5 protein-coding genes are annotated in these 2757 nt (G+C 62.3%); 3 read left to right on the top strand and 2 right to left on the bottom strand.

What is annotated here, in order from left to right; genetic code table 11:
• Positions 1-431: 431 nt before the first annotated feature.
• Positions 432-1025, bottom strand: coding sequence for a class I SAM-dependent methyltransferase (locus tag WAN71_RS15980; RefSeq protein ID WP_422226266.1), 594 nt, complete (start codon positions 1023-1025; stop codon positions 432-434).
• Positions 1026-1071: 46 nt separating this feature from the next.
• Between WAN71_RS15980 and WAN71_RS15975 the strand changes: the two genes are divergently transcribed.
• Together WAN71_RS15975 and WAN71_RS15970 are read left to right on the top strand one after the other, a co-directional pair.
• Entirely contained in the window at positions 1072-1635 is a 564-nt protein-coding gene (locus tag WAN71_RS15975; RefSeq protein ID WP_422226265.1) for a PadR family transcriptional regulator, read from the top strand.
• Positions 1635-2033, top strand: coding sequence for a VOC family protein (locus WAN71_RS15970; protein ID WP_422226264.1), 399 nt, complete (start codon positions 1635-1637; stop codon positions 2031-2033). The genes WAN71_RS15975 and WAN71_RS15970 overlap by 1 nt, the downstream gene beginning before the upstream one ends.
• Here WAN71_RS15970 and WAN71_RS15965 read toward each other — a convergent pair.
• Entirely contained in the window at positions 2030-2317 is a 288-nt protein-coding gene (locus WAN71_RS15965) for a DUF1905 domain-containing protein (protein WP_422226263.1), read from the bottom strand. The two genes, WAN71_RS15970 and WAN71_RS15965, sit on opposite strands and share 4 nt — an antisense overlap.
• 53 nt (positions 2318-2370) lie before the next feature.
• On the opposite strand from WAN71_RS15965, the gene WAN71_RS15960 reads away from it, so the two are divergent.
• On the top strand, positions 2371-2757 hold a 387-nt coding region (locus tag WAN71_RS15960), incomplete at its 3' end, for an SCO6745 family protein (RefSeq protein ID WP_422226262.1).

Below are 2757 nucleotides of genomic sequence, written 5' to 3'. Positions count from 1 at the left end.
GACCGCAGGTGAAGTTGGCGCTCGGATCGACTCGGTTCGTGACGACTCCCGTGGTGTTGCCGATCCTCAAGCGAATGTTGAAGCGGTAGTGGGGATCTTCTCGGCGGCCGCCTACGCCGAAGCGCGTCCCTCGACTACGACCGCCGCTGCGGTCACACCAGCCACCTGCGCACCAGGAAGTCGGGGTACACATCATTTTGGAAACGAATGCGCATGCGATATCACCCGGGCTCTGATATCACATACACATTCAAATCGGAGAAGCAACTAGCCCTTGAGCTTGTGACTAAAGGGGCTGGTGAGATCGCTGAAGTGCGCCGCGCAGAACTCTAGAACGTGTTCATCAGCCTGTGCTGTTCGACCATCTGGCGAGACATTGTGTGCAACACAATTTCACACGCGGCGCTCGTCGCGCGTGAGTAAGAGGCGAGCTACGCGCAGTGCTGCAGCAGATAGTGGCGCGCCGGATGTTGGGGGTTGTTGGTCATCTCGGTTTCGTCTGCGGCCGAAACTAAAACCCATTGCGGGGTGAAACGTCGTTCAACCTCAGCGTGATCGATGCCGCGCACGCCGACCTGTCCGCCAGGAGTGAACGCGAAGATCAACAGGTGCGATTGCGGGGCTGCTACCGCGCCGAGTTCCGCAACGTAGCGGTCGCGGGCGTCATCGCTCATGCCATGCAGGCAGCCGCTGTCGAGGATCAGCGTGAAGGCCTCGCCTACCCCCGCCGAACTCAACCGGGTCGCATCGGCCCGCGCGAAGTCCACCTCAACGTGCTCGGCAGCGGCCTTGGCGCCAGCCTTCTCGAGCGCCTTCGCCGCGACATCGACTCCCGTTACCTGCCATCCGTGGCGCGCTAGATAGATCGACGAATCGCCTGTGCCGCAACCGATATCGATCGCGGTACCCGCGGGCAATGCGGCCGGGCCCTCGATCAGTTTCCGCAATGTAGCCGACAGCTCGTGGCCATCCCACGGAGTGAAACCGATCCGATAAAACGCTTGATACAGCAGCGCCGACACCATGCGGCAAATACTAGCCTTGCAAGACTACTTATGCAAGAGTAGTTGGGTGTCATCGATCCGGGTTTTCATTTTGGGGTCGCTGGAGCAGCGCGGACCTATGCACGGACACCAACTGCGACTACTTGCCGAACAGGAACATGTCGCGATGTGGACCGATATCACCGTGGGTGGGTTGTACGGCGCGCTCAAACGTCTCGCGACCGAAAATCTCATCGAGCAGGTCCGCGTCGAACAGGCGGGGGCCTACCCGCCACGACAGATTTGGTCGATCACCGACGCGGGCCGGGAAGCCTTGTCAGGCCTGCGGATGCGGGCGTTGAGCGACATCGTGATCAAACCGGATCCGTTCGACTTGGCGATGACACGTTTGGATCCGGATCACCTGACGGATCTCCCGGCGACTGTCGCGGCCCGCGCCGCGTCGCTGTCAGCGATGCTCACTGAATGGGAGGCCCGCGCAGGTGCTGCCGACCGCTATCTGACGGTTTCCGAAAAGCTGATGGTCAAGCATCGCCTTGACCGGCTGCGAGCCGAAATCGCCTGGCACGAAGAACTCGCCGACCAGTTGCCGGAAATCATTGCCGACGAACAATCCAGGAAGGGTCAGTGATGCTCGGTCACCTCGGAATCAACGTCCCAGACCTCACGACGGCGAAGCGCTACTACGACGAGCTGATGCCTTTGGTCGGCTTCGAAGCGTTCTTTGCCGGCGACGACGAGTTCTCTTACAAACCCGCCGACAACAAACCCGGCACCTACCTGTTCTTCTACCCCACCGCGGTCGCCGGCCCGTACTCGCCGGAACGGACCGGTTTACAGCACCTGGCCTTCATAGTCCGACGTCGATCGCTGGTCGACCGAGGTCATGACCATGTGATCAGCGTGGGCGGCACCGTGATCCATGCGCCCCAAGATTTTCCGCAGTACCCGGGTCACTACTACGCCGCGTTTTGGTCCGATCCGTTCGGCATCAAGCTCGAGGCCGCATGCCACCACGACCGCGACTAACGGTCGGCGTCGAGGGTCAGCTCAACGCTGACCCTGTCGCCATGGGTCTTGCCCAAGGACTCCTGGATGTCTTTGCGCACACCGAGCCGATGCTGACCCCCAAACGGGGCCAGTGAGCCGGAGTAGTCCACCTGGCCGTCGAACCTTGCTTTTACCGGCACCCGCGCCCGAACACCGAAAAGGTCCAGCGCATCGAAAGGAAATGTTACGTAAGCTCCTGGCCCGTCGGGGCGTTCGATGACGGCATCAAACGATATTGGCCCCGGATCGCGAAACTGTGCCATGACTACAGGATGGCAGGCCAAGCGCTGATAGCTCAATGTGGTTAACTGCGACCGTGCGCAGAGGACCAAAACTGGCCCGCCGCTTCTTCGACCGGTTCGAGCCGGTGCATGCAGTCACGTACTTCGCGCCGGAGGCGCGGGCGGCGCTCAACGGGCTGGGTTACCGCGGGTTCTGGATGGGCTACTTCGCCGCCCGGTCGGCGCCGCTGGGCATGGTATCCCCCGACGTGGTTACCGCGATCTTCTACAACTTCGCCCCCGCGCGGGTCGCCAAGGCGCTGCCGGCGGCGTGGGAAATCGCCGGTCCGAAGGCCGCGTTGCGCGTCCGGCAGGAGTCTGCCGTCGCGGCGCTGCGCCGCTACGGCCTCGGTGCAGATGAAACCGTCTCTGCTGCAGCCGAATTGGCAGGCAAGGCGGCGCGCCAGGCGCCGCTGGATGGG

This window comes from Mycobacterium sp., assembly GCF_049280035.1.
Lineage (GTDB): Bacteria > Actinomycetota > Actinomycetes > Mycobacteriales > Mycobacteriaceae > Mycobacterium.
Note: the sequence above shows the minus strand (reverse complement) of the source record. Positions and strands in the feature narration are given on the sequence as shown.